The 25,805-nt window shown below is 36.8% G+C and carries 30 protein-coding genes; 17 read left to right on the top strand and 13 right to left on the bottom strand.

Annotation, left to right across the window (positions count from 1 at the left end; genetic code table 11):
* Window positions 1–11 precede the first annotated feature (11 nt).
* Window positions 12–635, bottom strand: a complete 624-nt coding sequence (locus ACFQ3N_RS07755; RefSeq protein ID WP_390361149.1) for a glycerol-3-phosphate acyltransferase — start codon at window positions 633–635, stop codon at window positions 12–14.
* 270 nt (window positions 636–905) lie between these two features.
* On the opposite strand from ACFQ3N_RS07755, the gene ACFQ3N_RS07750 reads away from it, so the two are divergent.
* Both ACFQ3N_RS07750 and ACFQ3N_RS07745 read left to right on the top strand, forming a co-directional pair.
* Entirely contained in the window at window positions 906–1,472 is a 567-nt protein-coding gene (locus tag ACFQ3N_RS07750) for a M15 family metallopeptidase (RefSeq protein WP_390361148.1), read from the top strand.
* A gap of 72 nt (window positions 1,473–1,544) precedes the next feature.
* The gene (locus ACFQ3N_RS07745; protein WP_390361146.1) at window positions 1,545–2,522 is read left to right on the top strand and encodes a ring-cleaving dioxygenase; all 978 of its coding nucleotides are present in this window, start codon (window positions 1,545–1,547) and stop codon (window positions 2,520–2,522) included.
* Between the two features lie 246 nt (window positions 2,523–2,768).
* On the opposite strand, the gene ytzI is transcribed toward ACFQ3N_RS07745, so the two are convergent.
* Complete coding sequence (ytzI, locus tag ACFQ3N_RS07740) at window positions 2,769–2,927, bottom strand: YtzI protein (protein ID WP_390361144.1); 159 nt, start codon at window positions 2,925–2,927, stop codon at window positions 2,769–2,771.
* A 316-nt stretch (window positions 2,928–3,243) separates the two neighbouring features.
* Here ytzI and ACFQ3N_RS07735 point away from each other — a divergent pair, with 316 nt between their 5' ends.
* From ACFQ3N_RS07735 to ehuA, 5 genes are all read left to right on the top strand, one after another.
* On the top strand, window positions 3,244–3,429 hold the full coding sequence (locus ACFQ3N_RS07735; protein ID WP_390361142.1) for a hypothetical protein: 186 nt from the start codon (window positions 3,244–3,246) through the stop codon (window positions 3,427–3,429).
* Between the two features lie 667 nt (window positions 3,430–4,096).
* The gene (ehuB, locus tag ACFQ3N_RS07730) at window positions 4,097–5,020 is read left to right on the top strand and encodes an ectoine/hydroxyectoine ABC transporter substrate-binding protein EhuB (protein WP_390361140.1); all 924 of its coding nucleotides are present in this window, start codon (window positions 4,097–4,099) and stop codon (window positions 5,018–5,020) included.
* Window positions 5,021–5,238: 218 nt separating this feature from the next.
* The gene (gene ehuC / locus ACFQ3N_RS07725) at window positions 5,239–5,898 is read left to right on the top strand and encodes an ectoine/hydroxyectoine ABC transporter permease subunit EhuC (RefSeq protein ID WP_390361240.1); all 660 of its coding nucleotides are present in this window, start codon (window positions 5,239–5,241) and stop codon (window positions 5,896–5,898) included.
* Window positions 5,898–6,623 carry an ectoine/hydroxyectoine ABC transporter permease subunit EhuD gene (ehuD, locus tag ACFQ3N_RS07720; RefSeq protein ID WP_390361138.1) on the top strand — a complete coding sequence of 242 codons (726 nt, stop codon included), beginning with the start codon at window positions 5,898–5,900 and terminating at the stop codon, window positions 6,621–6,623. The genes ehuC and ehuD overlap by 1 nt, the downstream gene beginning before the upstream one ends.
* Window positions 6,623–7,447 (top strand): ectoine/hydroxyectoine ABC transporter ATP-binding protein EhuA, encoded by an 825-nt coding sequence (gene ehuA, locus ACFQ3N_RS07715; protein ID WP_390361136.1) that lies wholly within the window; start codon window positions 6,623–6,625, stop codon window positions 7,445–7,447. The genes ehuD and ehuA overlap by 1 nt, the downstream gene beginning before the upstream one ends.
* Before the next feature lie 50 nt (window positions 7,448–7,497).
* Here the strand turns inward: ehuA and murB are convergent, their stop codons facing one another.
* The 4 genes from murB to ACFQ3N_RS07695 all read right to left on the bottom strand — a co-directional run bounded on the left by murB (window position 7,498) and on the right by ACFQ3N_RS07695 (window position 10,612).
* The gene (murB, locus tag ACFQ3N_RS07710; protein ID WP_390361134.1) at window positions 7,498–8,403 is read right to left on the bottom strand and encodes a UDP-N-acetylmuramate dehydrogenase; all 906 of its coding nucleotides are present in this window, start codon (window positions 8,401–8,403) and stop codon (window positions 7,498–7,500) included.
* A gap of 72 nt (window positions 8,404–8,475) precedes the next feature.
* Window positions 8,476–9,303 (bottom strand): alpha/beta fold hydrolase, encoded by an 828-nt coding sequence (locus tag ACFQ3N_RS07705; protein ID WP_390361132.1) that lies wholly within the window; start codon window positions 9,301–9,303, stop codon window positions 8,476–8,478.
* A 14-nt stretch (window positions 9,304–9,317) separates the two neighbouring features.
* A complete protein-coding gene (locus ACFQ3N_RS07700) occupies window positions 9,318–9,710 on the bottom strand; it encodes a YbaN family protein (RefSeq protein ID WP_390361130.1) in 393 nt (130 codons plus the stop codon).
* A 101-nt stretch (window positions 9,711–9,811) separates the two neighbouring features.
* Window positions 9,812–10,612: a histidinol-phosphatase HisJ family protein gene (locus ACFQ3N_RS07695; RefSeq protein WP_390361128.1), complete on the bottom strand. Its 801-nt coding sequence runs from the start codon at window positions 10,610–10,612 to the stop codon at window positions 9,812–9,814.
* A 112-nt stretch (window positions 10,613–10,724) separates the two neighbouring features.
* Between ACFQ3N_RS07695 and hisZ the strand changes: the two genes are divergently transcribed.
* From hisZ to hisC, 9 genes are read left to right on the top strand one after another with little or no spacing between them, the layout of a single operon-like run.
* Complete coding sequence (gene hisZ / locus ACFQ3N_RS07690) at window positions 10,725–11,966, top strand: ATP phosphoribosyltransferase regulatory subunit (RefSeq protein ID WP_390361126.1); 1,242 nt, start codon at window positions 10,725–10,727, stop codon at window positions 11,964–11,966.
* Window positions 11,967–12,593, top strand: a complete 627-nt coding sequence (hisG, locus tag ACFQ3N_RS07685; protein ID WP_390361124.1) for an ATP phosphoribosyltransferase — start codon at window positions 11,967–11,969, stop codon at window positions 12,591–12,593.
* Between the two features lie 7 nt (window positions 12,594–12,600).
* Window positions 12,601–13,881 (top strand): histidinol dehydrogenase, encoded by a 1,281-nt coding sequence (hisD, locus tag ACFQ3N_RS07680; RefSeq protein WP_390361122.1) that lies wholly within the window; start codon window positions 12,601–12,603, stop codon window positions 13,879–13,881.
* Complete coding sequence (gene hisB, locus ACFQ3N_RS07675) at window positions 13,874–14,458, top strand: imidazoleglycerol-phosphate dehydratase HisB (protein ID WP_390361238.1); 585 nt, start codon at window positions 13,874–13,876, stop codon at window positions 14,456–14,458. The genes hisD and hisB overlap by 8 nt, the downstream gene beginning before the upstream one ends.
* 22 nt (window positions 14,459–14,480) lie before the next feature.
* Complete coding sequence (gene hisH / locus ACFQ3N_RS07670; RefSeq protein WP_390361120.1) at window positions 14,481–15,086, top strand: imidazole glycerol phosphate synthase subunit HisH; 606 nt, start codon at window positions 14,481–14,483, stop codon at window positions 15,084–15,086.
* Window positions 15,083–15,805, top strand: a complete 723-nt coding sequence (gene hisA, locus ACFQ3N_RS07665; protein ID WP_390361119.1) for a 1-(5-phosphoribosyl)-5-[(5-phosphoribosylamino)methylideneamino]imidazole-4-carboxamide isomerase — start codon at window positions 15,083–15,085, stop codon at window positions 15,803–15,805. Before hisH ends, hisA begins: the two co-directional genes overlap by 4 nt.
* Window positions 15,795–16,559, top strand: coding sequence for an imidazole glycerol phosphate synthase subunit HisF (hisF, locus tag ACFQ3N_RS07660; protein WP_390361236.1), 765 nt, complete (start codon window positions 15,795–15,797; stop codon window positions 16,557–16,559). The genes hisA and hisF overlap by 11 nt, the downstream gene beginning before the upstream one ends.
* Window positions 16,559–17,200, top strand: a complete 642-nt coding sequence (gene hisIE, locus ACFQ3N_RS07655) for a bifunctional phosphoribosyl-AMP cyclohydrolase/phosphoribosyl-ATP diphosphatase HisIE (protein WP_390361117.1) — start codon at window positions 16,559–16,561, stop codon at window positions 17,198–17,200. The genes hisF and hisIE overlap by 1 nt, the downstream gene beginning before the upstream one ends.
* The gene (hisC, locus tag ACFQ3N_RS07650) at window positions 17,193–18,272 is read left to right on the top strand and encodes a histidinol-phosphate transaminase (protein ID WP_390361115.1); all 1,080 of its coding nucleotides are present in this window, start codon (window positions 17,193–17,195) and stop codon (window positions 18,270–18,272) included. Before hisIE ends, hisC begins: the two co-directional genes overlap by 8 nt.
* Before the next feature lie 111 nt (window positions 18,273–18,383).
* Here hisC and ACFQ3N_RS07645 read toward each other — a convergent pair whose 3' ends face one another.
* The 6 genes from ACFQ3N_RS07645 to ACFQ3N_RS07620 form a co-directional block, all read right to left on the bottom strand.
* Window positions 18,384–19,112 carry a SurA N-terminal domain-containing protein gene (locus ACFQ3N_RS07645; protein ID WP_390361113.1) on the bottom strand — a complete coding sequence of 243 codons (729 nt, stop codon included), beginning with the start codon at window positions 19,110–19,112 and terminating at the stop codon, window positions 18,384–18,386.
* Window positions 19,113–19,354: 242 nt separating this feature from the next.
* Window positions 19,355–20,074 carry a DsbA family oxidoreductase gene (locus ACFQ3N_RS07640; RefSeq protein WP_390361111.1) on the bottom strand — a complete coding sequence of 240 codons (720 nt, stop codon included), beginning with the start codon at window positions 20,072–20,074 and terminating at the stop codon, window positions 19,355–19,357.
* Between the two features lie 88 nt (window positions 20,075–20,162).
* Window positions 20,163–21,020 (bottom strand): MBL fold metallo-hydrolase, encoded by an 858-nt coding sequence (locus ACFQ3N_RS07635; RefSeq protein WP_390361109.1) that lies wholly within the window; start codon window positions 21,018–21,020, stop codon window positions 20,163–20,165.
* A gap of 100 nt (window positions 21,021–21,120) precedes the next feature.
* Complete coding sequence (locus ACFQ3N_RS07630; RefSeq protein WP_390361107.1) at window positions 21,121–21,210, bottom strand: DUF2188 domain-containing protein; 90 nt, start codon at window positions 21,208–21,210, stop codon at window positions 21,121–21,123.
* An 874-nt stretch (window positions 21,211–22,084) separates the two neighbouring features.
* Window positions 22,085–23,143 carry a type 2 isopentenyl-diphosphate Delta-isomerase gene (gene fni / locus ACFQ3N_RS07625; RefSeq protein WP_390361105.1) on the bottom strand — a complete coding sequence of 353 codons (1,059 nt, stop codon included), beginning with the start codon at window positions 23,141–23,143 and terminating at the stop codon, window positions 22,085–22,087.
* Between the two features lie 14 nt (window positions 23,144–23,157).
* The gene (locus ACFQ3N_RS07620) at window positions 23,158–24,111 is read right to left on the bottom strand and encodes a DMT family transporter (RefSeq protein ID WP_390361103.1); all 954 of its coding nucleotides are present in this window, start codon (window positions 24,109–24,111) and stop codon (window positions 23,158–23,160) included.
* A 212-nt stretch (window positions 24,112–24,323) separates the two neighbouring features.
* Between ACFQ3N_RS07620 and ACFQ3N_RS07615 the strand changes: the two genes are divergently transcribed.
* Window positions 24,324–24,863 carry an HD domain-containing protein gene (locus ACFQ3N_RS07615; protein WP_390361101.1) on the top strand — a complete coding sequence of 180 codons (540 nt, stop codon included), beginning with the start codon at window positions 24,324–24,326 and terminating at the stop codon, window positions 24,861–24,863.
* Between the two features lie 112 nt (window positions 24,864–24,975).
* Here ACFQ3N_RS07615 and ACFQ3N_RS07610 read toward each other — a convergent pair whose 3' ends face one another.
* A complete protein-coding gene (locus ACFQ3N_RS07610; RefSeq protein WP_390361099.1) occupies window positions 24,976–25,800 on the bottom strand; it encodes an aldo/keto reductase in 825 nt (274 codons plus the stop codon).
* Window positions 25,801–25,805: the final 5 nt, after the last annotated feature.

Here is a 25,805-nt window from a genome sequence, read left to right as displayed (position 1 = left end):
ATTCAGAAAGGTTATTCTGCTCCTTTTCGAAATAAACTTGATAATTTCGTTTCTTCTTTTTTCAATATCCGTTTATAGTTTTCGAGATGCTTCATGATACTAAGCACTGATAAAAGTACGACTATCATTGTTGGTTCAATTCCAAAGAAATAATAAGTTGTAATTAAAAAGGATAGATACATAAATAGTACCCCAACTACTAGATAATCAGTCGTCAACGTAAATAACAATAAAATCCCTATACTGATTAAAGCAATTTTCCAGTCAATTGCAATTAAAACCCCAACAAGTGAAGCTGTGCCTTTTCCTCCACTAAATCTCATTGTCAGTGGGTAGTTATGTCCTAGTATGATAAATAGAGCATTGATGTAGATGAGCATGGTTTGTGTTTCGCCGACAACTCCACTTTCATTTAAAATATATACTACTAATAATATCGATAAAGTTGCTTTAAAGATATCAATCAGCGCAACTAAAGCACCATATTTCCATCCCAGCAGTATGGTTGTATTGGAAGCACCAGGGTTTTTTACACCAGTGTTTTTAATATCAACACTCTTAAGCTTGCTAACCAGCTGTGAACCATGAAGACATCCAAACAAATATCCAATGACAATCACCATTAATACGTACATGTACTCCCTCCCTCAAGCTTATTTTACTGTAGATCTCCTAAGAGTAGTACCCCAAACTGAATACCGTCTCATCTCTATTATTAACTATACAATACTAAAAGTGATAATTGTGAATACAAAAATAATTATATATTTTTTAAACATCCCTTTTTTACAACTTCCATCGATTGTATAAATGAAAAAATTTCAAAAATTCACCTTCGAGGTTTACCCCATCTACATGATATAATAACTACTAATACCCACCTGTAGAAAAGGAGCACTTGCTGCATGAATAAACTAAAAAAAGACATTCTTGCATGGATTACAGTGATTATTTTCATCGTAATCATTTTTGTTTTATATAACCGATTAGAAGATCAATATATGGATTTAGGAGAAGATGCTCCAATACCAATAGAACTGCATCCATTGGTAGAAGAGAAAAAGGATATTCTTCTTGAACAAGCCTCCAATTTAGATATAGAAGTTGTTATTATAGAAAAGACACGTTCAATCAGAAGGCAAAACGAATTATATGCTCAAGGAAGATCAAAACAAGGAGACATTGTAACGTATGCTAGAGGTGGTGAATCTTATCATAATTATGGTCTAGCCATCGATTATACCCTACAAGACGAAAACGGAGAAATGATATGGGATACGCAATATGATGGAAACGGAAACGGTGAATCTGACTGGTTTGAAGTAGCTGAACTTGCTAAGAATCTAGGATTTGAATGGGGCGGAGACTGGAACAATTTTAAAGATTACCCACATTTACAGATGGACTTTGGATTAAGTATTAATCAGCTTAAAAGAGGACTAAGACCAAGCTATGAGGAAAATAAGGAATAAAACAAACAAATAGACTCTATTCACAGTTAAATTTATACTTAGAACGAGATAAAAGTCACAGGAGGAGTAATTATGCAAATAAAAGGTATCCATCATGTATCCGCCATTACAGCAGACGCAAAGGGAAATTACCATTTCTATACAGAAGTTTTAGGCATGAGACTTGTTAAAAAGACAGTTAATCAAGATGACACATCTGTTTATCATTTGTTTTATGCAGATGAGGTGGGTAACCCGGGAACAGACTTAACGTTTTTTGAGATTCCACATGCAGGTTCAACCTATCAGGGAATCAGCAGTATCTCAGGCACCTCTTTACGCGTTCCAAACGATGCTGCTCTAACATACTGGCAGGACAGACTTCATGAATACAACGTGGATCACGATGGGATTACAAAAGATGGAAATAGAAGTGTCATACATTTTCGTGATCCCGAGGGTCAGCGATTAACGCTTGTTTCAGATGAAACGAACATAGGTGTTAAGGGAGGAAAACCATGGGATCATAGCAGTGTTCCTATGGAAAACGGAATCATTGGGCTTGGTCCCACTAAGTTAACAGTAAAAGATCCAACACCAACCATCACCATACTAACAAAACTTTTAACCTTTAAACAGGTCGGTAGTTACCCTTCTTCGATAACCTCTCAGGAGGACATTATGGTATTTGCTACAGCAGAGGGTGGAACAGGTGCTGAGGTTCATTTGGAAGTAAGAAACGATTTACAACCAGAACGTCCTGGCCGCGGAAGTGTTCACCACGTTGCTTTCCGGGTTGATAATGAAGAAGAGTTATCTAAATGGAAAGATCGTTTACAGGAACTACGTTTACCCAACTCTGGATTAGTCGATCGTTTTTATTTCAAGTCCCTATATTTCAGAGAACCCAATGGCATTCTCTTTGAGTTAGCTACAGACGGCCCTGGATTTGCGACAGATGAAGATATCGAACATTTAGGAGAGTCGTTAGCATTACCGCCGTTTTTTGAAGATCAGCGAGATAAAATTGAAGCAAAGTTAAAACCATTAGACACAAAAAGATCACACTAAGCTGTTTCTGAACTACTATAAGCTAATGGATTTGTTGAAGAGATGCATAAAGTGGTGCCTGACATTACAGAAGAAATGCTTTGTAATGGTGAAGTATAGTATATAGATCATTAAAAAATTTGGCTTATTGCCAAGCCTTAATGGCGAAAGACAAAGTTGCACTTATGTAGATAAGAAAGTTTTATACTATCGTTACTTTTAAAAAATGACAAATCAGCACTATAATTGCAGACTTGTCATTTTTTATTAGTAATTTTCTTTAATGTCGGTGTCATTTTTATCCTCTTGTTCATCTGGTAAGGGATCAACTGTATGCTTATATGCGTATCCTTTTGAAATAGTGAATAATGATAATAAAAGGACGACTAACATAATAGCTATTGATAGAATAATATAAAATAACATAGTAAAACTCCTATACATAATATTAGAGTGAGCTAAGATAAGCTAAGTCTTAATTGTTAAAGCTGTTTTCGTAAAGTTTGTTGCTTTTAAAGAGAATAGATTTATATTGCGACATAACTTGAGAGCACGATCAATGCTCTGCTACCGCTGCGGAAAATACTACGCTTTCCGCGGGCTCGCGCTGAGCCTCCTCGCTCGCAAAGACGGATCCCTGTGGGGTCTGTAGCGTCTTCACTTTCCCGCAGGACAAGGAAAGCTCCGGCGTGCGATGTGTCGCTTTCTTAGCCTTTCTTGTCCTGCGGGAAGATAGGCATAGGTGAGACACCAAAGTGCTTCAGCACGTGGTCGCTCACCAGCCGCCCGCGGAAAGCGACTGCCCGGAGCGGAAATCACGACGTTGCTGTTACGTCGCATTATATATCAACTAGATGAAAAAGCAACAATGCGTGCGAAAACAGCCTTTGTTAAAAACTATAATACTTATATTAAGTTTAACATATAAACCTCGTCACCCTCGGATTTCCCCATTCTTTTTGTTTAAAGAAATCTCTCCTAGTATGATTTGATACAGAAACGATTACCACCTTTATCAAACCTTTAAGCTCTGCTAAGTGAATATTTTGGTAATCATTGTTTATCTGAACAAATCTAGTAAAGTAATCCATTCGAGTTTCCCTCGACTTATATAACTTCTCCTTGAAATAATTCATATTTTTTTATTAAAGCTACTTAACTATGAATACCGTACTTATTTTTATGTGTTTTGACTAGTGAGGCTTCTATACTATTATTCAACTAAATACATACATCTGTAAATTTTTGTAAGAAAAACCGTGAAATATAACGTTTTTTAAGGATTTTGGAGTAAACCATACTATATACAAGTATACTTTTGCATGTCCTAGCAGGATTTAATTAGGGCTAATTTATAGAGCTATATTCCAAATTATCAAAATATATTGCATTTGAGAAGAATTATAATTAGATATAACATATATAATATGATTGATTGAATCGTAACGACACTTCAGGGATAGATTTTTTGGCGTCACTGAGGTGCATTTTACGTAGTAGAAAAGTCATAAAAAGAGAAAAAGTAAATTTAAAAATTTGCTTGAGGCACTGAATGTTTTTGTGCTTTAAAATTCTAAGGGAGGTCATTTTTCAAGATGAATAAGAAACTGTTACTTAGTTTAGTATTAAGCTTTTCTTTTATTCTACTCGCTGCATGCGGATCTGATGATACAAGTGGAGATGGTGATAGCGATAGTAATGGTGATGGTGAAGGTGAAGGTGAAGTTGACGATAGTTTACTAGCACAATTACAAGAGGAAGGAAAAGTAACGATTGGTTTTGCAAATGAGAAACCTTATGCATATGAAGAAGATGGTGAATTAAAAGGAGCGGCAGTAGATATAGCAGCTGCAGTCTTTGCAGAACTAGGAATCGAGGAAATGGATTCACAACTTGCTGACTTTGGACAGCTTATTCCAGGTCTAAATGCCCAACAGTTTGATGTAATAACTGCTGGTATGGCAATTAACCCTGACCGCTGTGAAAACGTTGATTTCGGTGAACCAGAAATGATGTATGGTGAAGGATTAATCGTACAAAAAGGTAATCCGTTAGGCATAACTAGCTATAAAGATATTGCTGACAATCCCGACATAACTGTTTCCGTTATGGCTGGTGCAACAGAGAATGAATTCCTTAAAACGGAGGGTGTAGACGCAGGTCAAATCCAAAGTGCGGATGACATTCCGGCAACATTCTCAGCTGTAGAATCAGGACGTGCTGATGCTACAACTGGTACAGAGATGACAATTAAAATGGCATTAGAGTCAGCTGATACAGATGCATTAGAATTTGTTAATGAATTTGAACAGCCTGATGTTGAAGGTGTACCAAGTTATGGTGCAGCAGCTTTCCATAGTGACAGTGACGATTTACGTGAAGCATATAATGAAAAGCTTGCTGAATTGAAAGAAGATGGTACTGTTGCAGAATTATTAGAAGCAAATAGCTTTAGTGAAGAAATGAATGCTGTTCCATCAGATATTACTACAGAAAAAGTATGTGGCGGCAACGTTTAAAAAAAGATTAGAAAACTTGTCATTCGCCAAGACTTGTGGCGAATGACCTAGTTGCACTTATGCAGATAAGAAAGTTTTATATTTTCTTACCTGCTAAAAGTTATAGTTAAATCTATAAAAAATATACCATTGACTCCATAGGGTCCGACTCCCTCATCCAGGGGGTCTGACCCTATCCTTTTTTCCATAAAAATTAAATCCGTAAAGGAGTGATCACTATTAGCGCTATAGCTGAAGTCTTTCCGGTTCTGATGAAAGGAATAGAGATTACCATTATTGTTCTTATTTTTTCCGCTATTTTCGGATATCTATTTGCTTTTATTGCTGGACTCTGTCGCCTTTCAAATAACGTTATCCTCCGAAAATTCACTGGTTTCTACGTAGAGATCTTCCGTGGCACATCTTTAATTGTTCAATTATTTTGGTTATACTATGCACTCCCAATGTTATTTGGTATTGATTTAGGAAGTAACCTACTAGCAGGTGTATTAGCTATATCATTAAACTATGGTGCATATATGTCTGAGATTGTTCGTGGGTCTATTCTAGCTGTTGCAAAGGGACAGACTGAGGCAAGTACTGCATTAAATATGTCGCGTTTTCAACGGATGCGATTAGTTATTTTCCCACAGGCAGTGCGTATGATGTTACCAGAATTCGGAAATTATCTCATTCAAATGTTAAAAGCAACTTCATTAGTGTCACTAATTGGTATGACAGATATCTTGTATTATGGAGATATTTTAAGAAGCTCCGATCTATCTGCAGCGCCAACCGTTTACATGTTAGTGCTTGTTTTCTACTTTATTATGGCACTTCCATTAATTTGGTTAACACGCAAAGCGGAAAGCATTTCTAAGAAAGGGGTGGCCACCTAATGAATAATTGGAGTTGGGATATATTCTTTGACGCCTTCCCTATCGTTATCCAAGGTTTAGGAATTACAATAGCCCTTACAGTCGCATGTTACTTATTTGCACTAATTTTCGGCTTTGCTTGGACGTTTTTACGTCGCATACCATTTAAACCACTTAATTGGATTGTTACATGGGTAATGGAATTTATTCGTTCCACACCACCACTTGTACAGTTATTCTTTCTCTTTTACGCGTGGCCGATGGTTCCTGTAGTCGGAGTCACTTTAGACCCTTTTACATGCGCGGTCTTAGGTCTGGGTGTACACTTTAGTACCTACATTGGAGAAGTTTATCGTTCAGGTATAGAAGGTGTGGAAAAGGGGCAATGGGAAGCTTCAAAAGCATTGAACTTTTCTACAAGGCAGAAATGGTCTAAAATAATATTACCACAAGCAATACCTCCGACGATTCCTATGCTAGGAAACTACTTAATCATTATGTTTAAGGAAGTTCCATTAGCTTCAACAATTGGAGTTGTAGGTATATTGCACATGGCTAATAGCTATGGAGCACAGCATTGGAAATATCTGGAGGCACTTACAATTGTGGCAATATTATTCTTAGCATTAAGTTATCCTTCTGCTATTCTTATTAAGAAGTTAGAGAAGAAAATGAATCGGCGTTTTGATAAAAAAGCACCGTCTGGTAGTAAACCGATAGAAGAAGGTAAAGGAGCTGTATCATAATGTCAGAACCAGAGTTAAAAAGTAAAGATGTAGATCAGTCAGTTGGCGTTTCTGGAGAACCAATTGTAAGATATGAAAATGTGTACAAATCATTTGGTGATGTCGAAGTTTTAAAAGGTATAAATTTAGATATTATGCCTTCAGAAAAAGTTGCCGTGATCGGTCCAAGTGGTTCCGGTAAAACGACGATCATTCGTATGTTAATGACATTAGAGCAACCAACTTCAGGATCCATTATTGTAGACGGGGATAATCTATGGCATATGGAGAAGAATGGAGAGCTTGTACCAGCTAACGAAAAACATTTACGTGAAGTTCGTGGTAATATTGGGATGGTATTCCAGCACTTTAACCTTTTCCCGCATATGACAATTTTAGAAAACTGTATGACAGCACCCATTCATGTCCAAAAGGAAGATAAACAAGAAGCTAAAAACCGTTCGATTGAAATGCTGGAAAAAGTTGGCTTAGGCGATAAATTAGATAATTATCCAAACCAGCTTTCCGGTGGACAAAAGCAGCGTGTTGCCATGGCACGGGCACTTGTAATGCGTCCAAAAATCATGTTATTTGATGAGGTAACATCTGCACTTGACCCAGAACTGGTTGGTGAAGTATTAGAGGTTATTCGTGATATCGCCAAAGAAGGCGAAATGGCAATGGTACTTGTTACCCATGAAATGGAATTCGCACTAGATATTGCTGATCGTGTTCTATTTTTAGATAATGGTGTTATTGCAGAAGAAGGACCACCTAGCGAAGTTATTGAGAACCCAACAAACGAACGCTTACAAACCTTTCTACACAGGTTTAGAAATTCATAAGCAGAACAACAAAAGCGCAATGATGAGATTTTTTCTCATCATTGCGCTTTTTATTTATTTGTTTCTTCACCAATAATTTTCACTTCACGCTCTAAATTGACTCCAAATTTATCTTTCACCGTTTCCTGTACAAAATGAATTAAATCAATATATTCCTTTGCAGACGCATTATCTTTATTGACAATAAATCCTGCATGTTTTAAAGATACCTGTGCTCCACCTATTTGCTTTCCTTGTAAATTACTATCTTGAATTAACTTACCAGCAAAATACCCTGGTGGCCGCTTAAATACACTTCCGCATGAAGGATACTCTAATGGCTGCTTTGATTCACGTTTAAATGTGAGATCATCCATAATTGCTTTGATTTCATCATAGTGACCGTCTTTTAGTATAAATGTAGCCTCTAGAACAATGTAACCTTTATCTGGGATGTTACTAGTGCGGTATTCCAAATCTAATTCAGCAGCAGATAGCGAGTAAAGATCACCTTCTTTATCAACAACAATGGTGCTTACAAGAACATCTTTTATCTCTCCACCATATGCACCGGCATTCATAAATAACGCACCACCAACTGAACCAGGAATTCCACAAGCAAATTCCATTCCCGATAGCTTATTGCTTAAAGCTTCTCTGGATACATCAATAATTTTGGCACCACTTTGGGCAACAATGGTTTTACCATCTGTGTTAATCGTAGTTAATTGCTTCAAATTCATTACAATGCCCCGGATACCACCGTCTTTGACGATTAAGTTTGATCCATTTCCTAATAATGTGAATTTAATGTCCTCTGCATTCGCCAGCTTAACAATTTGCTGTACTTCTTCATACGCTTCTGGGGTAACTAAAAAATCTGCTTTACCACCTAATTTAGTATACGTATGATTTCTCAAGGGCTCATTAACCATCACATTTTTCTGGGATGTAATCTTCGTTAATTTATCGTACATATGATGATTTACCACCTAATCATTCCTTTTAAAAATATCCGATTTATATTAATCATACTGCAATATTATAAGTTATTGGACGTCATCTTGCCACAGGAATTTGTGAATTAAATAATCCACCTCTTTGTTTTCATGCAGTTCACTATGTCCTAAGTCGTCGTTTTTAATCATAACTTCTTCTAATTGGTCACTTGGTATAATAGTTCGTAATGCCTGCACACTTTGTGGCGTTGCTACTAAATCACCAGTACTTCCTATATTCAATACACGAAGTCGATTTGGTATCGATTGTTTATTTTTCTGAAGTAATTGTAATGCACTAGAGTCTTGCCTTAAATCAATTGTTGCAGGATCCCGATTAAGTTGAAAATACGTTTCACTGTATATACCATCAAATGGACTTCCAATTGTAATTAGCTTATCCATCATGGGGAAACGCTCTGAATGTTGATATTCCTCCAGGTATTTAAGAGCAACGATGCCTCCCATGGAATGTCCAACTAGATTAACAGTATCAATGTGGTAAGCCACTCTTAGATCGTTCATAACTTTTGACAGCCATTGAGTAGTGTCGATGAAATTGGCTCGGTTATCCTCAAAAATAACTTGAATGAAAGCCGGTTCCCTCTTACCTTTATTAAGGTTATACCTTCGCAAATCCCCTTGTTTGGAAATTCGGTACACGATTGCTTTATTACCCCATTTGTACTCTTCCTCAAACCGGCCTAACATAGACCCAAATGAATTATGTGTTCCTTTATAACCATGAACAAACACAGTTGGATTACTAGTATTTATTTCCAATTCAGACTTAGTCTCCTTAGGAAAGTTTGTCATAACTAAAACACATATGATAATTGTACACAAGGTTGTTAATCCAATGATATGTTTTCTTCTCAAAAATGTAACCCCATTTAGCTCGTTTGCTGCTCTGTTTTACATAACGTCTTTTGTTTTAAAATAAACCATGTAAAAAACGAACCTATAAATAATAAAATAAGCTTTATTACTAAGAGAGGGATTACAAATAATATCGTATAACCCATCGATAACCACAATACCGTTACACCTGTAATCTTCGCTTTTAATGGAATACCTTTACCTAATCGAAAATTTTCTATATAAGTGCCAAAATATTTATTTGAGATCAACCATTCGTATAAGTCATTAGAGCTACGTATGAAACAAGCTGCAGCTAATAGTAATAAAGGCGTAGTTGGTATTAATGGTAATATTATACCTAATATCCCAAGTCCTAGTGAAAGCAAGCCGCCAATTATTAGAAGAAATTTCTTTAGTTGATTCATTTTATACACCAGCTATAATTATTATTTTATCAAAACCATTATAGCATCTAACCGTGTTTTTTGCTTTATAATATACCTAAAGTTTACGACATTCTCGTCCATTAGTTCAGCAGACTTTTAATAGAATAAAAGGTTGGTTTTTGCTTATCGAACGTTGCAATATAGTTAAACCCGATCGCTTCAAGCAATTCAAGACCATCCTTAAACCGATAAGCCAAAGTAGAATCGATATGGGAATCAGAACCAATTGTAATGATTTCACCACCGCACTCCCTGTATCGTTTTAAAATATCAACACTAGGCATTCCACTTTCTAATCCATAACGATACCCTGACGTATTCAATTCAATTCCTTTTCCTTTAGGAATGATTTCCTCAAAAATCGACATTAATATATCGTGAAAATCATTATTGCTTTTTTTTGCCGAGTATCTTTTTACTAAATCTATATGGCCTAATATATTGTATTGATTAAACTGCTTCACACACGAAAGTAATTCTTCGTAATAAGAAAGGTATGCCTCCTCGACAGTTTTGTTTTGGAAAAACTCTCCAGAGTGGAGATCCTTTCCTTCAGTTGTATGCATCGAACCAATTATAAAATCAAACGATTCTTTATCCAATAAATTATTATACCGAGTTAACAGATGCGGCTGTAACCCAATCTCCACACCCTTTTTAATACGAATATATTCCCCATATGTTTCTTGCATTTTTATTATTTTCTTGTCGTAATCACTTAAATCAAACTCAAACACAATTGATTTATCAGGATAATCATAATCGATATGCTCGGTAAAACAAATTTCCTTTAAACCTATTTTAATAGCAGTTTCAATTGTTTTCTCCATTGGTGTCTTACAATCTGCTGAGAAATTGCTGTGAATATGATAATCGAACATAAACTTCTCCCCTTTGTATTGACTTTTCCGTCATTTATTACTAGAATACTATATAACTTTAATTAGATAAAGCGATAAAGTAATAAAGCGCAAGACTGGAAGGAAGATTTTTATGCAAAACTATATTTTTGATAATACCAAAGATACGAGTGTTAAAGACTTTGAAATTATAGACGATCTCATAACAACATTAAAAACACGCTTTACCACTTATGGATATCAACAAGTACGGACTTCCACATTTGAATACTATGACCTTTATACAAGTATTACTGGAACGGTAAATAAGGATGAGATGATTAAAGTGATTGATCCATCCGGAAATGTGTTGGTCATGCGTCCAGATGTAACGATACCTATCACAAGAATGACAGCCTTGGATAAGTATAAGTCATCAGACGAATCACGTTTGTACTATGTACTTGATGTATTTCGTCAATCTCAAAACGAACATAAAGAAAGAACGCAAGCAGGAATTGAATATTTTGGAGAAAATTCACCTGAAAGTGATGCAGAAGTTATCATGCTTGCCATCCATACGTTGAAAGATCTTGGATTTAAAAACTTCAAGATAGAAATTGGGCATGCAGGTTTCTTTAAAGAGTTAATTGAACACGTTCAGCTATCACAACATGAATTAGAACAACTACAAACCTATATTCAATCAAAAAATATTGCAGAAATCGAGCCATTTCTTAAGACCTTAACAGTTGAACCTACAGTACGATCTGCTATAGAAGCTATTCCCCTTTTATATGGGGATCCTATAATGGTGATTCAAAAAGCAAAACAAGTCATCCAGAACGAAAACATGCAATTAAAATTACAAAATCTTATTGACGTGTTTGATGTGCTTCATGCATATGGAGTAGAAGATTATGTGGTAATGGATCTCGGACTAATCAACAATATGAATTATTATTCCGGAATTATTTTCCAAGGATATGTAGAGGATTTTGGCAAACCTGTTTTAATGGGGGGAAGGTATAACAACTTAGCCGAACAATTCTCAGATGAAGTACCCGCTATTGGATTTGCCTTTGAAATCGACTATCTATTTCAAGCTATGAAACAGCAGTATTCCCCTCTCCAAGAGAAAACGTTAGTCGACTTTATTGTTTACTATGATACGGAGAAACAGTCTGAAGCCTTATTTACTGCATACAGATTACGTGAAGATGGATACAACGTATTAACATATTCCACTGGAAATCGAGCAAAAGCACAAATTCCTGAAACGACAATTCAGTACAAAAAAAGTTTGAACCTACTTATCTATGAAAATAAGGAAATACAGTTCCAAGATTCTAATGAATTGCTCCAACTTATTCAGGATCCAAAGGAGGATGCATAAGTGGATACCATTACACTAGCATTAGCGAAAGGACGAACCGCAGAAAGCACGATTCAGCTGTTAACGAATGCTGGAATACAATTTACAGACTTTCATGAAAAAAGCCGAAAACTTGTCTTTTACAGCGATGATCAACGTATCAAGTTAATTTTCGTTAAAGCACTTGATGTCCCAACATATGTAGAAAAAGGCGCAGCAGATGTTGGTATTGTTGGAAAAGATAATATTCTAGAAGCCCAAGCTGACGTCTATGAAATGCTCGATTTAAAATTGGGGAAATGTCAGTTTGTTGTAGCTGGAAAATCTGAACAAGTATTAAATAATACACAGAAGCTGACAATTGCATCCAAGTTTCCAACTGTAGCGAAGAAACACTTTCAACAAAATGGTCGATCCGTTGAAACAGTTAAATTAAATGGTTCCGTAGAGTTGGCACCACTTATTGGGTTAGCAGATGCGATCGTCGATATTGTTGAAACAGGAAATACTTTAAAAGAAAACGGGTTATTTATTTTAGAAGAAATAGAAGACATTAGTACAAGACTAATCGTAAATAAGGCTAGTTTTGCTACTAAATCAACAAGTATTCACCAATTTATCAATACATTAAAGTCCACTTTGGAGTGATAAAATAATGAGAATTATAACGACTGAGCAGTTTATGGAAAGCAATAGAAATATCTCTCAGACTGCTGCTAAAGAACTAGACAATTCCGTTCAAGATATTATTTCGCAAGTGATGCAGAACGGGGATGAAGCATTATATAAATTTACAGAAGTTTTTGATCGAGTCCAATTGGATCAACTAACTGTAAGCAAGAAAGAGTTTGATGAAGCAAGGAATCAAGTTACCTCTGATTTTCTGTCAGCCCTCAAACAAGCCAAAGTTAATATTACAAGCTTTCACCAAGCTCAAAAAGAACAATCTTGGTTTACAAATGAAAAATCAGGTGTCACCTTAGGCCAAAAAGTAACCCCTCTTGAATCAGTTGGGGTTTATGTACCAGGAGGAAAAGCAGCATATCCATCGACGGTATTAATGAATGTAATTCCAGCTCAACTTGCCGGAGTAGAAAAAATTTCTATTGCTACCCCGCCTCAAGCTAATGGAACCATTAATCCTCATATACTAGTTGCAGCAGCTGAAATGGGAGTAGATGTTGTCTACAAATTAGGTGGTGCTCAGGCTATTGCTGCATTCGCCTATGGTACACAGACGGTTGAGAAAGTGGTTAAAATTGTTGGTCCTGGTAATGCTTTTGTCGCTCGAGCGAAAAAATGGGTATTTGGTGATGTCGCGATTGATATGATTGCAGGGCCTAGCGAAATATGTGTTGTTGCAGATGAAACTGCACCACCTAGTTATGTAGCAGCAGATCTATTATCCCAGGCTGAACATGATGAAGAAGCACGCGCCATTTGTATTACTACCAGTGAAAAGATAGCAAATGCTATTCATGATGAAGTGGAAAAACAAGCTGCAAAATTGGATCGAAAAGACATCATCCAAAAGTCACTTGATCAACATGGCACCATTATTATAACCGAAAATTTAGTGGAGACATTTAAACTTGTTAATCAGATTGCTCCAGAGCATTTACAGTTAATGATAGAGAATCCGTTAGAAAAGGTTGCCTATGTGAAAAATGCAGGAGCTATATTTCTAGGAAATTATTCACCAGAACCATTAGGTGATTATTTTGCAGGTCCCAATCACACACTACCAACAAGTGGAACTGCTGCATTTGCATCTCCTTTGGGTGTATATGATTTCGTTAAAAAATCAAGTATTATTCACTACTCACAGAATGCTTTACAGGACGCAGCTCCGCATATTGTGACTCTAGCAAATACAGAAGGATTAACAGCACATGCAAACTCCATCCAAATTAGAAAGGATGATTCAAATGCGTAGACAAACAATTAACCGTCATACAAAAGAAACAGAAATCATGTTAGACTTCACTATCGACGGCAGTGGTAATAGTAACATTAATACGGGAGTTGGCTTTTTCGACCACATGCTAACATTAATGACCAAACATGGTTTATTTGATCTTAATCTAACTTGTAATGGTGACTTAGCAGTCGATCAGCACCATTCTGTTGAAGACATCGGTATTGCATTAGGTCAAGCTTTCTCTACATCTTTAGGTAACAAAGAAGGTATTACACGTTATGCAACTACTACGACGCCAATGGACGAATCTCTCTCTACCCTTTCATTGGATATTAGCGGCAGATCATACTTTGTTTTCAATGTTGAGGGCTTAAAAGACAAGGTCGGAAACTTTGATACCGAATTGGTTGAAGAGTTTTTCCAGGCGTTTGTATCTAATGCGAATGTTACACTTCATATTAATCTTGCATATGGAAAAAACACACATCATATCATAGAATCTATTTTCAAAGGCTTTGGCCGAGTACTGGATCAAGCAAGTCAACTTAACCCACGCATTAAGGGGGTACCTTCCACAAAAGGAACGTTATAAATAGAGAGAAGGAGAAAAATTTATGATTACAATTATTGACTATGGCGCAGGTAACATTAAAAGCCTACAATTCGCATTAACAAAACTAAATCTAGAATCCTGTGTAACAACAGATAAAGCAACAATTAAAAGCAGTAATGCGATTATATTACCAGGTGTGGGTGCATTCAAAGACGCAATGGACGCCCTAGAACAACTCGAACTAACAGAGACACTTAAAAACCAAGCCAATTCTGGTAAACCAATTCTTGGAATTTGTTTAGGTATGCAACTATTTTATGAAACGAGTTTTGAAGACGGCGAATGGAATGGCCTGGGATTGCTCAAAGGTAATGTAAAGCGAATCAGCAGTAAGGTCAAAGTCCCTCATATTGGTTGGAATACTGTTAAACTGCATAAGGTTAATCCGATTACGGATCACGTAAACAATCATTCATATGTTTATTTTGTACACTCTTACGCGATTGACACGTATCAAGACGACACGCTTATTGGGAGCACTGAATATGGAGGGAAAGTTCCTGCAATCGTACAAAAGGATAATGTTATCGGGATGCAATTTCACCCTGAAAAGAGTGGGGAAACTGGTTTACAACTATTACGTAATTTTGGGGAGATGATTTCATGATACTATTTCCAGCAATTGATATAAAAGATGGTAAATGCGTCCGCCTAATTCAAGGTGATTATGCAAAACAAAAAATCTATAGTAATGACCCCATTCAAATAGCACGTCAGTGGGAAGATAAACAGGCGGCATATTTGCATATGGTTGACCTTGACGGTGCCAAAACAGGCTTAACAACAAATAAAGAAACGATTAAAGCAATCGCACAACAAGCAACCATCCCCGTACAAGTAGGCGGTGGAATTCGTTCATTATCCATTATTAATGAATATTTGTCTGCAGGGATTACTCGCGTCATCATTGGAACAGCTGCTATTAACGACAAATCTTTTTTACGAGAAGCTGTTAGGATGTATGGTGATAAAATTGCTGTTTCTATTGATGCTCGCAACGGCTATGTTGCAACAGATGGCTGGACTGAAACAAGCACAGTTAAAGCGATAGATCTTATTAGAGAACTTGAGGAGATTGGTGTTGCAACAGTTGTATATACTGATATTTTAAAAGACGGAATGCTGCAAGGCCCTAATTTTAATGAGCTTCAAGCAATTAATGAGGTTACATCTATTAACATAATTGCCTCGGGTGGGGTTACAACAGAAGAGGATGTTGAAGACCTAGCATCACTTTATTTATACGGGGCCATTATAGGCAAAGCATTATACGACGGTACCCTTTCTTTTGAGGCACTATTGGATGGTGATTCGAATGTTAGCTAAACGAATTATTCCTTGTTTAGACGTAGATAAAGGACGTGTCGTGAAAGGTAAAAAATTTCAAAACATTCGTGATGTAGCTGACCCTGTAGAATTAGCACAAAGGTACAATCAAGCCGGTGCAGATGAGCTTGTTTTCTATGATATTACAGCTTCAAATGAGGATAGAAACATATTTCTGGATGTCGTAGAAAAAGTAGCTGCTGAGATAGCTATTCCATTTACGGTGGGCGGAGGTATTCGTACTATAGTGGATGTTCACAGCGTATTGCGTTCGGGGGCAGACAAAGTATCGATTAATAGTGCTGCTGTGACCAATCCCGATTTCATTCAAGAAGCAGCCTGGAAATTCGGTAGTCAGTGTATTGTATTATCTATCGACGCCAAAAAAACAGCACCTGAGCAATGGCAGGTATATATTAACGGTGGGCGAAAAAATACCGGAATTGATGCTATCGAGTGGGCCAAACAAGGTGAAAAGCTTGGTGCAGGTGAAATCGTTATTAATGCTATCGATGTTGATGGTGAGAAAAACGGTTATAATATAGAACTTACAAAAGCGATTGCTCAATCTGTAAACATTCCAATAGTAGCAAGTGGCGGTGCTGGGATTAATGATCACTTTGTTTCTGTTCTACAAGAAGGTAACGCGGACGCAGCACTTGCAGCCTCTGTTTTTCATTATGGCGAAATACAAATATCAGAGCTTAAAAACCATCTTTATGGAAATGGCATTACAGTTAGGAGAGGAAATTAATGAACGTTAATCTTAATCAGCTTTCTTTTGACCAACAAGGATTAATTCCTGCTATCGTACAGGATGCAAAGACAGGTAAAGTACTTACACTTGCTTATATGAATGAACTATCCATCATTAAAACATTAGAAACTAATGAAACGTGGTTTTTCAGTAGAAAGCGTAATCAATTATGGAACAAAGGTGAGACTTCTGGAAATAAGCAATTCGTCAAGGAAATCACTTATGATTGCGATGCAGACAGTCTATTGGTTCAGGTAGACCCAGTCGGCCCTGCATGTCACACAGGCAGTGAATCCTGCTTTAATCAAACACTATATGCAGGAGATACCCAAATTCGTGAAACAGTTCAACAGTTAGTTACAGCTATTAAGGGGCGTCGAAACGATCCGAAAGAAGGCTCTTATACTACCTATCTATTTCAAGAAGGCATCGATAAAATTCTTAAAAAAGTTGGCGAAGAAGCCAGTGAAGTTATTATAGGTGCTAAAAATGATGATAAAGAAGAAGTCACTTGGGAGATTGCCGATTTAACGTATCACACACTCGTTTTAATGGAATTACTGGATCTATCGATTGATGATATAAAACAGGAGTTATATAAGAGACATATTCAAAAAGTGGGGAATAAAGGTGAGTAAATTTTGGAGTGAAACGGCTAAGCGAACAAAACCATATGTACCTGGTGAGCAATCAAACGAGCCGAATATACTCAAATTGAACACAAATGAGAATCCGTATCCGCCGTCACCACATGTTATAGAAGCGATTAAAGAGGAATTGGAACGAAAATTAAACCTATATCCTTCTCCAACAGTTGATCAGTTACGTGAGGCGATTGCAGGTAACTTGCAACTGTCCAGTGAAAATGTTTTCGTTGGGAATGGTTCTGATGAAGTCCTTGCATTTGCATTTATGGCATTTTTTGAGCCCAATAAAAAAATAAGGTTTCCTGCTATTTCATATAGCTTTTATCCCGTATATGCAAACCTCTTCGGTATTCCATATGAAGAGGTTCAATTGAATAGAGACTTTACATTACCAGCAGACGCCTTTTTCCAATCTGAAGGTGGTGTTATCTTCCCAAATCCTAACGCTCCTACCAGCGTATACTTGCAATTAGATGCTATTAAAGAAATTGTGGAAAATAACCCTAACCAGGTTGTAATTGTCGACGAAGCGTATATTGACTTTGCCTCTGAATCTGCTGTTACTCTTATTAACAGCTACGAAAATTTATTAGTTGTTCAAACCATGTCTAAATCTCGTTCTTTAGCAGGATTGCGGATAGGCTATGCAATGGGACATCCTGAATTAATTCAAGCCTTGGTACGAATAAAAGATTCATTTAACTCTTATACGCTTGATCGCTTGGCTATTGCTGGTGGTACAGCTGCTGTTAAGGATACAGCCTATTTTCAACAGACGACAGAAAAAATCGTTCAAACACGAGATTGGGTTATTGAAAACATGAAGAAACGTGGATTTTATGTGCTCGACTCCCAAGCTAATTTTATTTTTGCAAGTCACTACAACGAGCCAGCAGAGGATCTATATGTAGAGCTTAAAAACAGTGGAGTTCTAGTGCGGCATTTTAGTAAAGCACTAATAGACAATTACCTTCGCATTACTATCGGAACCGATGAAAATATGCAGCACTTTTTTAAAAAATTAGATGAGATTATAGACTCTAAAAAAGCATCGACCCACTAGTGGGTCGATGCTTTTTACTTTAGTAGATAGGAAAATATAAAACTTTTTTATATACATAGGTGCGACTAAGGCTTTCGCCATTAAGGCTTGGCAATAAGCCAAGTTTTCTAATTAAATTAATTTTTCAATCTCGGCAGATTCTTTAAGTTCTTCTACTTTAGACATTAGTTGTTGTTGTTCTTTTTGTTGTGCAAGTCGTTGCTTAAGTTGTCCTTCTACTTCTTTAAATGCCGGAAGCCCCTCGCCTTGTTGCTCAGCAGCTTGATCATAGTATTCTTGTACTTCTTTATCAGTTACTTCAATATCGGAAAATTCTTCTTCCATATATTTATTAAGTGTTAATTCAAACATTAATTGATCTTTATATGACTCTTCGGTTAAATGATATTGTTCTAACACTGCTGTAAATTGTTCACCATTTTCCGATTTAATCGTCTCAATTTCTGAATCCACTTCATCTTCTGTTACCTCTATGCCCTTTTCTTCAGCCTCTTGTTTAATTAGATGCTGCTCTACAAGTACATTAATTGTTTGTTCTTTTAATTGATCAACATTACTAATATCTTGTCCATTTTGACTCATCAATACTTTTGTTTGACCATATGTTGCATTGTATTTATCTCCTAATATATCGTTACCATTAACATTAACGACAACTTCATCTTCACTTACTTTTTCTTCATCACTGATCTCAACTTGTTCAGCCGGAGCTTCGCCTTCTTCGGGTTGTTCTATATCTTCATTTCCATTTCCTTCTTCAGCTGACTCATCATCGCCACCACAAGCAGCTAAAATAGTTGCTAAACTAATTGCTAGCAGTAGCATTATAATTTTTTTCATATTCAAACCTCATCTCTTAACGTTGTTCTTTCATTCAAACATATTTAATGTAGTATAAGCAAGTTATGAACACCCCTTTATAACGGGGTAAATGCTTTCACATCAACGATTATGACCTTTGTTAACATTTCAGTAACAATAATTATCCGTCTCTTCCTTATTTCTGCCACAAATACTTATTACACGATTGAAAGCTAACCAACAGGGAGAAATCCCTATAGACTAGCCTTCTTGACAATTCGTTATTTCTCTTCCTCACAACCATCATCCGTACAGTACGTTGTCTTAGGTTTTGTTGGATTTAAGGTTTGAATAACTGGTTTCTCATTTTCTTCCTGCCAAACTTTCTCAAGTACTTCTGAGAAAGCTTCTGGTGGTTGTGCTCCTGATACAGCGTATTTTTCATTAAATACGAAGAACGGAACACCCTCTACTCCTATTTGTCTTGCCTGTTCCTCATCAGCACGAACATGAATTGCATAATCATCGACCTTAAGCAATGTCGCAACTTGTTGTGACTCCAGACCAACTTCACCAGCAAGCTCGATTAATGTGTCATGTTCGCTAATATTTTTTGATTCTGTGAAATAAGCATACAATAATCGTTCAGTCATTTCTTTGCCCATGCCTTTTTCTTCAGCAAATTTAGCAACACGGTGAGCATCAAATGTATTGGTATGCTGCATGGTATCAAAATTATACGTTAATCCCAATTCAGCTGCTTGTCTCCCGAGGTTTTCGTTGGTATTTTTTGCTTTTTCAACTGTCATACCATATTTTCCTGCTAATAATTCATGAATACTTTTGCCAGGGTCTTTTTGAGCGTTTGGATCTAGTTCATAGCTCTTATATTCAATTGCTACGTTTTCTTTGTGTGCAAATTGTTCCAATGCCCCCTCTAATCTTCGTTTGCCAATGTAGCAGAAAGGACATACGAAATCTGACCAAACTTCAATTTTCATAGAAAGCACCTCATTTCTGTTAGTTATTTTAGCATAGTAGGTACTTTATTAGGTACTATTGTGCTTGAAGAGGTTTTTTTAGCAGGCTTTATTGTTCGTAATCATTTACATACTTACCGTAATCAGGTATCGCCAATTGATCAAAGTCCTGTACCAGTTTTGTTAACCCATTTGTCAACTTCTCACCATTCATGGAGGGTCCATGGCCAGAAACCACCATTTTGGGTTGCAATTCTGCTAATGTTTTTACCGACTCCCATGCTTCCTGCCAGTCTGTTGTTAAATATCGCGGTGGACCATTCACCTCAGCATTTTGCATTAATACATTATAAAATGAATCCTGTCTAACTGTGATAAAGGCATCCCCAGAAATCAACACTCCATCATTCTCCCGGTAGAATGATACATGTCCAGGTGTATGACCTGGGGTATGAACCCATTTCCATTCCTCTAACCCTGGCACACTATTATCTTCTGGCAAGGCCTTTACAACATTACTTAAATTAATTGGCTGATTTGGATACATTGGGGAAATTTTCGCTAAAATTCCTCCCTCAACTGTTGAGTCTGGCTCAGGATAACTCTTTTCACCAGTCAAGTATGGCATTTCTAATTCATGGGCATAAACTGGCACATCCCATTCTTCTATTAATTCCAATAAACCACCTACATGATCAAAATGCCCATGTGTAAGAATGATCGCAGATGGTCTGCTTTTTCTACCAAACCGATCAACTACTACCGATCTAATCTCTGGAGCAGCCTTCGGTAGACCAGCATCAACTAATACCCAATCGCCTTCTGTCGGATTACCAATAAACCCTATATTTACGATTTGATCTGTGTAATAATAAAGGTCACTTTTAACCTCTTGACCAGTACCACTTGTAATAGATGTCATTGGAATAAACTTATTATCTTTACTTTCATGCATTTCTTTGTCCATAATCAATCCTCCTATATACGTCCTGCTTTACCGTTTCTTTTAGTATAAGGAGTAACAGACAAATTAAACAGAAGAATTAATCATATATAAATTAATAAAATCACGCCTGATGTGTTTGCTTTTCCTGGATAGCCCCATTTTGTTTATGAACCGTTAAAGAGGTACCTTTATTCTCAGCAATTTTCCTCATAATCATCATCAAGCATAGAATTTGCAATATCTATAGCCTTTTTTTTGTGATATGATCCAGCTTAGATGATGGATAATCAGTTAATGTCCAAGCCATAATATATTCCTCCTACAATTTATTTTGGCTGTTTTCGAACAAATTGTTACTTTTTGTATCTTCATAGTTGATATAAAATGCGATATAGTTATTCTTGAAATGTACTTTCCAACGATCGTCTGATGATAAGAGTTTAATCCGCCCCTGCGGAAAATATTCCCTTTCCGGGGGCAGCACCTCAGCTTTCTCACTCTTTCCTCGCTGCGGGGCTACTAAAATTTTTTTCTTTTGATACGTCTAAAACTACGTACTTTGTGGCATCATTCATATTATTAGCTCCTTTCGTATTATAGCTCTGATTTGGTTTTTACTTTCTTAGTAATTCAGTATTACCAAATTAACCTACGTTGTTACGATTAAGGGGCTAGTTTCGTTCATGATAACTCCTTGAAAATACAAACCGGTTTTCTTCGTGCGATGCTACGCTTCGAATTATGCTTCCTCGGCGCAAGGAAACTTAGATGAGGATTCAAGTAGTACCCTGGCTGAGGCCGTGTCCACGGAAAACGAAGTGTTCTGCCGAAGCGAGTTGTATAGCACTCGATGTCGAGGAAGCAAATCCTTGAATGAGTTACGTCGCAGTTTATATCTATTCTCTCCATAGCAGAAAACTTTACGAAAACAGCCTTTATTTTTACTAATATTACCCTTTTTTCTTAATACGAAACTTTAGTAAACCTGGCTTATCCCCATGCCTTGCACTTATGTAGATAAGAAATTTTTCCTATCTACCAAAAAAAGCTGATTACCCATAAGAGTAACCAGCTTTTACGATTAACTATTTACTTACCTCATCCAATAGGGATCTCCCCATAATAGATACACGTTTGGTGTTTTTTAATCCATCAATTGTCTTCTCACCAATACCTAGCATTGTCATTTTTAATTCAAGTTCAATTTGATTCATAACTTGTACAACCGCTTCCTCAGATTCGGTTGCGGCTTGTAGTAATTGTCTGGCAAACCCAACAACATCTGCGCCGATCGTTAATGCTTTAGCCGCGTCAACACCTGTTTTCATACCTCCGCTAGCAACTAATGGCGCATCGCTCAACTTACTTCTAACCGAAACAATACAATCCTTTGTTGGAATCCCCCAATTATTAAACGCTTCTGCAGCAGCTTTTTTCAATGGATCTCTCGACCGAAGTTTCTCAACTTGGCTCCAAGACGTCCCTCCTGCACCTGCAACATCGATATAGGAAATACCAGCGTTATATAGTTTCTGGGCCACGGTTCCATCAATACCAAACCCAACTTCTTTCACACCAACTGGTGCGTTTAAATTCGAACAAATGGCTTCAATCTTAGGTAGTAGATTTTCAAAGTTCAAATCACCTTCATCTTGAACCGCTTCCTGCAGACTGTTTAAATGTAAAACAATCGAGTCAGCTCCTGTTGCATCAATGATTCGCTGACATTCATCCGCACCATAACCATAATTCAATTGCACTGCTCCCAAATTGGCAATCAATGGAGCTGTAGGTGCATGTTCTCTTATTACAAAGGATTCCTTATGAGCATCACTTTCAAGCAAAGCACGAGTTGAGCCAAGTGCCACAGCCCAGCCATTTCTCTCTGCTGCCTTAGCAAGATTTTGATTAATTTTTGCTGCGAGCTCTGATCCACCTGTCATCGAGCTGACAAGAAATGGAGCTTTTAATTTTTTATTTAAAAAACTTGTTTCTAAGCTAATGTCTGCAAAATTAATTTCTGGTAACGCATTATGTATAAATGATATGCCTTCTAGGCCAGTTGATTTATTTTCGCCCTCCACATTCTCAGTCAAACAAAGGCGAATGTGTTCTGTCTTCCGCTTATTAATTCCTACATCCATACCACCACATCCTTTTATTTATTCATAACCGTGTTTTCAATTCTAGCCAACTTCTGTTCTTGACGTCTATTCTTCCAGTATTGATGAAACGTAACGAGGTATACACCTAATATTACCATTATCATACCAATAATTTGAATAAATGTAATGGGTGAACCATATAACACTACCGCAATCAGTGCAGTGCTAATCGGGACCAAATTCATATATATACTTGACTTACTTGCCCCAATCTTTTTAATCCCATTATTCCATAACAAAAAACCGATTACAGATGAGCAAATAATCATGAATAACATTTCTGCAAAGGACTGCCGGGACATGTACAAAATGTCTCCCCATCCTTTCTCAAAAACCGACCATATACTTAGAAAAAGGGAACCTATTATTGTCGTTAAAGTTGTAGTTACAACCGGTGAAACATCACGCATTACTATTTTGCCTAATAATCCATGTGTAACCCAACAAAGCAATCCACCCATAAATAATAGATCTCCACCATTAAATTGTAAATTTAATAATGTTGTAAGCGACCCATTAGAAATAACAGTAACCACGCCTACTAACGATAAAAAAAGCCCTAATCCTAATTGTTTATTCCAAACTTCATTTAAAAATATTACTGCGCCCAATGTTACAAGTACTGGAGTTGTAGCCACTATCAATGAGCCATTGATTGCAGAGGTAAGAGCAAGTCCATGAAAGAAAAAAACGTTATATCCAAAGATACCTGTAATTCCCATAAATAAAATAGGTATCCATTGCTTTTTTATTGCAGTGAAATCTATTTTCTTTTGTACTAACACAAATATGAGTAACACTATACCCGCCGTTCCAAAGCGAAATGCAGCAGCTGTAACTGGTGGGATCTCTGTTATAACATGTTCTGCAGCTACAAATGCTCCTCCCCAAAATAAAGGAACGAGTAGTAACCAAAAATAAATTGCAACTGATTGTTCGTTTTTCATCCTAATCCTTCTTTCAATATAAACAAGTAGCTATTTCATTATAGTTTACTTGTTTCTATAATAGATTGAAAGAGAATTGAATCATTCTTAATCCCCATATTATTTCACAATTGACTACTACTTCTGTGTTATATTTAATAGATTGATACATAGAAGGATTAACTTTGGGATATACCGATCAAAATATACAATATTATAAAGGAGGAACCCTGATGAAACAACAAGCTAAAGAATTTGCAAATAAAGCTCATGATGGTCAAAAACGGAAAAGTTCAGATGCCCCGTATATTACACATCCGATACGGGTTGCTGAACGGTTAGAGCAATATGATTTTAGTGATGAACTGGTTTGCGCTGGTTTTTTGCATGATGTTGTAGAAGACACTCCCTATGATATCGATGATATTGAAGAAAAGTTTGGCTCAAGAGTTGCCCAATTGGTTGCCGCACATACGGAGGATAAATCAAAATCATGGCAGGAACGAAAACAGCACACAATCGATACTGTGAAAAATGCCGAAAGAGAAGTTAAGTACTTAATCGTCGCCGATAAATTAGATAACCTACTTGCAATGGAAAAAGACTTAAAAGAACAAGGCGACAAAGTATGGGAACATTTTAATGCAGGGTATAAAAAACAGAAATGGTACAACGAATCCATTGCTGAAAATATGGTTATAGGATTTGATAAAGATGATATGCCGGGTTACTTTCATGAATTTAAGGATGCTGTAAAACGTGTTTTTGGATAGTGCGTTTAGAAAAACACCTCCCAAACCATATGGGAGGTGCGAGTCCGAATCAGTTATATTGCAAAACTTATAATTTTCCTTTTAATGGCCGCTTCTGGTACTGGAATATCTTCTATCTCACGTTCATTTCACTTGGCTCAGGCCCTTTACGTTCATCTCGATTAAGACTCTTTATATTCTCCATATCATCACTGCTGAGCTCAAAGTCAAATACATCAAAATTCTGTTCAATACGGGATGGTGTAACAGACTTTGGTATTACGATGGAGCCGTTTTGTAAATGCCAACGAATTATTACCTGTGCTGGTGTTTTACTATGTTTTTCAGCAATGTCTTTGATTATTTCATTGTTAAGCACTTCCCCACCCTGCATTAACGGACTCCATGCTTCCAAATAGATGTTGTTTTGTCTACAAAATTCCTTCAACTCATTTTGCTGTAAATATGGATGACATTCTACCTGATTCACAGCTGGGACAACATCACATTCATCTAATATACGCTGAAGATGTTCCATATTGAAGTTACAAACACCAATTGCTCTTACCTTTCCGTCGTTATATAATTTCTCTATTGCTTTATACGTATCCACATAATCATCAAATTCAGGGGTTGGCCAGTGGATTAAGTAGAGATCAATATAGTTAAGACCCAGTTTTTCCAGACTTTCGTCAAAGGCTTTTAGTGTATTGTCATAACCTTGGTCACTATTCCATACTTTTGTTGTGATGAAAAGTTTTTCACGTGATACTCCACTGTTTGCAATAGCTTTCCCAACGCCACGTTCATTTTCATATACTTTGGCCGTGTCAATGGATCGATAACCAACTTCTAAGGCTTTCTCTACTGCTGGAGTTACCTCATCATCTGGTACTTGCCATACACCAAAACCTAGTTGCGGCATTTCAATCCCGTTATTTAACGTTATAAATTGCATGTGAT

The organism is Virgibacillus byunsanensis (assembly GCF_042675965.1).
Classification (GTDB): Bacteria; Bacillota; Bacilli; order Bacillales; family Amphibacillaceae; genus Virgibacillus_R; species Virgibacillus_R byunsanensis.
Note: the sequence above shows the minus strand (reverse complement) of the source record. Positions and strands in the feature narration are given on the sequence as shown.

Excerpts from the sequence above, each read along its gene's own strand:
- hisIE (WP_390361117.1), top strand. The coding sequence starts at position 16,559 with ATGAACGTTAATCTTAATCAGCTTTCTTTTGACCAACAAGGATTAATT.
- ACFQ3N_RS07695 (WP_390361128.1), bottom strand. The coding sequence starts at position 10,612 with ATGTTCGATTATCATATTCACAGCAATTTCTCAGCAGATTGTAAGACA.
- ACFQ3N_RS07645 (WP_390361113.1), bottom strand. The coding sequence starts at position 19,112 with ATGAAAAAAATTATAATGCTACTGCTAGCAATTAGTTTAGCAACTATT.
- ACFQ3N_RS07620 (WP_390361103.1), bottom strand. The coding sequence starts at position 24,111 with ATGAAAAACGAACAATCAGTTGCAATTTATTTTTGGTTACTACTCGTT.
- ytzI (WP_390361144.1), bottom strand. The coding sequence starts at position 2,927 with ATGTTATTTTATATTATTCTATCAATAGCTATTATGTTAGTCGTCCTT.
- fni (WP_390361105.1), bottom strand. The coding sequence starts at position 23,143 with ATGGATGTAGGAATTAATAAGCGGAAGACAGAACACATTCGCCTTTGT.
- ACFQ3N_RS07630 (WP_390361107.1), bottom strand. The coding sequence starts at position 21,210 with ATGAGGAAAATTGCTGAGAATAAAGGTACCTCTTTAACGGTTCATAAA.
- ACFQ3N_RS07700 (WP_390361130.1), bottom strand. The coding sequence starts at position 9,710 with ATGAATCAACTAAAGAAATTTCTTCTAATAATTGGCGGCTTGCTTTCA.
- ACFQ3N_RS07610 (WP_390361099.1), bottom strand. The coding sequence starts at position 25,800 with ATGCAATTTATAACGTTAAATAACGGGATTGAAATGCCGCAACTAGGT.
- ACFQ3N_RS07750 (WP_390361148.1), top strand. The coding sequence starts at position 906 with ATGAATAAACTAAAAAAAGACATTCTTGCATGGATTACAGTGATTATT.
- ACFQ3N_RS07615 (WP_390361101.1), top strand. The coding sequence starts at position 24,324 with ATGAAACAACAAGCTAAAGAATTTGCAAATAAAGCTCATGATGGTCAA.
- hisH (WP_390361120.1), top strand. The coding sequence starts at position 14,481 with ATGATTACAATTATTGACTATGGCGCAGGTAACATTAAAAGCCTACAA.
- ACFQ3N_RS07635 (WP_390361109.1), bottom strand. The coding sequence starts at position 21,020 with ATGGACAAAGAAATGCATGAAAGTAAAGATAATAAGTTTATTCCAATG.
- hisF (WP_390361236.1), top strand. The coding sequence starts at position 15,795 with ATGTTAGCTAAACGAATTATTCCTTGTTTAGACGTAGATAAAGGACGT.
- hisA (WP_390361119.1), top strand. The coding sequence starts at position 15,083 with ATGATACTATTTCCAGCAATTGATATAAAAGATGGTAAATGCGTCCGC.
- hisB (WP_390361238.1), top strand. The coding sequence starts at position 13,874 with ATGCGTAGACAAACAATTAACCGTCATACAAAAGAAACAGAAATCATG.
- ehuB (WP_390361140.1), top strand. The coding sequence starts at position 4,097 with ATGAATAAGAAACTGTTACTTAGTTTAGTATTAAGCTTTTCTTTTATT.
- hisZ (WP_390361126.1), top strand. The coding sequence starts at position 10,725 with ATGCAAAACTATATTTTTGATAATACCAAAGATACGAGTGTTAAAGAC.
- ehuA (WP_390361136.1), top strand. The coding sequence starts at position 6,623 with ATGTCAGAACCAGAGTTAAAAAGTAAAGATGTAGATCAGTCAGTTGGC.
- ACFQ3N_RS07745 (WP_390361146.1), top strand. The coding sequence starts at position 1,545 with ATGCAAATAAAAGGTATCCATCATGTATCCGCCATTACAGCAGACGCA.
- ACFQ3N_RS07640 (WP_390361111.1), bottom strand. The coding sequence starts at position 20,074 with ATGAAAATTGAAGTTTGGTCAGATTTCGTATGTCCTTTCTGCTACATT.
- hisD (WP_390361122.1), top strand. The coding sequence starts at position 12,601 with ATGAGAATTATAACGACTGAGCAGTTTATGGAAAGCAATAGAAATATC.
- murB (WP_390361134.1), bottom strand. The coding sequence starts at position 8,403 with ATGTACGATAAATTAACGAAGATTACATCCCAGAAAAATGTGATGGTT.
- ACFQ3N_RS07755 (WP_390361149.1), bottom strand. The coding sequence starts at position 635 with ATGTACGTATTAATGGTGATTGTCATTGGATATTTGTTTGGATGTCTT.
- ehuD (WP_390361138.1), top strand. The coding sequence starts at position 5,898 with ATGAATAATTGGAGTTGGGATATATTCTTTGACGCCTTCCCTATCGTT.